Raw genomic sequence first — 2,038 nt, forward strand, 5'->3', positions numbered from 1 at the left:
GCGGCGACCGCGGCGGCCGGCAGCGGCACGACCGGCGGTGCCCCGGCCGGTGGGTTCGGCGGCGGCGCGAGCACGGCCTCGACGACCGACGTCGTCCTGCACGCCCCGGTCACGGTCGAGGTGATCCTGCTCGCGATCGGCCTCGCCGTCCTCGGCGGCCTCATCGCCGGCGCACTCGGCGGTTGGCGCGCGAGCCGGCTCCGTCCCGCCGAGGCGCTGCGGAGCGTGGCCTGATGCCCGGACCGACCACCGGCACGACCCCCACGTCGGGCACGCCCGACCACACCCGAGCGACCCCGGAACCGACAGGAGCACCCGTGACCCGCATCGACACCGCGCCCTCCGCGGCGGAGGCGAGCCGCGCCTCCCGGCCCATCTACGCCCTGAAGAACGTGAGCAAGACGTACAAGCAGAAGAACCGGACCGTCACCGCGTTGACGAACGTCGACCTGACCATCCCGCAGGGGCAGCTCGTGGCGGTCCAGGGCCCGACGGGCGGCGGCAAGTCGACGCTGCTGCAGATGCTCGGCGCGCTCGATCGGCCGAGTGCCGGGAGCGTGCTGCTCGGCGACCAGGACGTCGCGAAGCTCGGGGACGGGGCGCTGACGAACCTGCGCGCCACCGAGATCGGCTTCGTCTTCCAGAGCTTCAACCTCATCCCGACGTTGACCGCGCTGGAGAACGTCGAGACCGCGTTCGCCGGGTCCCTCGCGAACCGATCACGGGCGGAGATCCGCGAGCGGGCGACCGCCGCGCTCCGGGAGGTCGGGCTCGGCGAACGGCTCGACCACCTGCCCGCGGAGCTCTCGGGCGGGCAGCAGCAGCGCGTGGCGATCGCCCGGGCGCTGGTCAAGAACCCGAGCGTGCTGCTGGCGGACGAGCCGACCGGTGCGCTCGACGAGGCGACCCGTGACGAGATCATGGGGCTCATCGAGAAGCAGTGGCGGGAACGCGGGCTCACCGTCGTCATCGTCACGCACGACTCGTGGGTGGCGAAGCGGGCCGAGCGCCGGCTGCACATCAAGCAGGGCCAGGTGCGCGAGGTCTAGCCCTGCCGGCGGCGCAGCCGGTGTTTCGCGCTGAGCGACAGTTCACGGACCACCGAGCGCGTGAACTGTCGCTCAGCGCGTGAGGTCGCGGCACCGCGGCGGCGTCGCGGCACCGCGGCGGCGTCGCGGCCCTACGGCGCCACCGGGTAGTCGCAGTACGCGAACCAGCGGGAATCCTGGGACCACGGCGGCACGTTCACGGTCCCCTGCCCGCCGTCGAGCGTGACGAGGGTCTCCGGCTGGACGGCGATCCGGGCACCGCGCACGAGCGAACCCGGCAGGAGCCGGAGCTCCACCCGGTGGTCGGCCGGGTGCCCCTGCACACCCGGTTCGTACGACAGGTAGAGCAGGTGCGCCCCGTCCGGCGAGACGTGCGGGAACCAGTTCACCCGGTCGTCGTTCGTGATCCGCACCGGGTCGGTCGCCCCCGGCCAGAGCGCGACGAGCTGCGCGGTGCCCGGCGTGAACCGCTCCGAGTTCCACACGAGCACCTCCCCGGCGAACGAGACGCCGTCGTCGGGGTGCTCGTCGCGGGTCAGGAACGTCGGGTCCCCGGTGGCGGGGTCGACGAGGGCGACGTCGGTGGTCCAGACGCCCTCCTCGGTGCGCTCCCCGACGATCGCCGCGAGGGTCTCCCCGTCCGGAGAGATGCCGTGCAGGTAGAACTTCCGGACGACCGGCAGGGCGGTGGTGACGTCGGTGAGGGTCGCCGCCGCTCCCCCGGCCGGCACCGGCACCCGGTACAGGTCCCCGTCGCGAGCACTCACCACGACGGACGGGCCCGAGGGGTCGAGCACGTGGTCGTTGTTGATCTCGGGGACGCCGGGCATCGGCACGGGGACGAGTGCGGTCTCGTCGAGGACGGCGTCACCGGCGGCAGGGAGCCGCAGCAGCCAGAGGTCGCCGCCGCCGTTCAGCACGAGGGTGCCGTCGTGCAGCACGTTCGGCGCCTCGACGAGCAGGGTGCTAGACTCGAACACGATCCGGCT

Annotated in this window: 2 protein-coding genes and 1 pseudogene; 2 read left to right on the forward strand and 1 reads right to left on the reverse strand. The window is 73.3% G+C overall.

What is annotated here, in order from left to right:
- Both I5E_RS21760 and I5E_RS12935 read left to right on the forward strand, forming a co-directional pair.
- Positions 1–234, forward strand: a pseudogene (locus I5E_RS21760) (ABC transporter permease); the annotation flags it as partial.
- Between the two features lie 140 nt (positions 235–374).
- Entirely contained in the window at positions 375–1,049 is a 675-nt protein-coding gene (locus I5E_RS12935) for an ABC transporter ATP-binding protein (protein WP_031262643.1), read from the forward strand.
- A gap of 131 nt (positions 1,050–1,180) precedes the next feature.
- On the opposite strand, the gene I5E_RS25550 is transcribed toward I5E_RS12935, so the two are convergent.
- Positions 1,181–2,038 (reverse strand): TolB family protein (locus I5E_RS25550; RefSeq protein WP_022907357.1); only part of this gene is annotated, 858 nt, incomplete at its 5' end.

It is taken from the genome of Curtobacterium sp. B18, from assembly GCF_000333375.1.
GTDB lineage: Bacteria > Actinomycetota > Actinomycetes > Actinomycetales > Microbacteriaceae > Curtobacterium.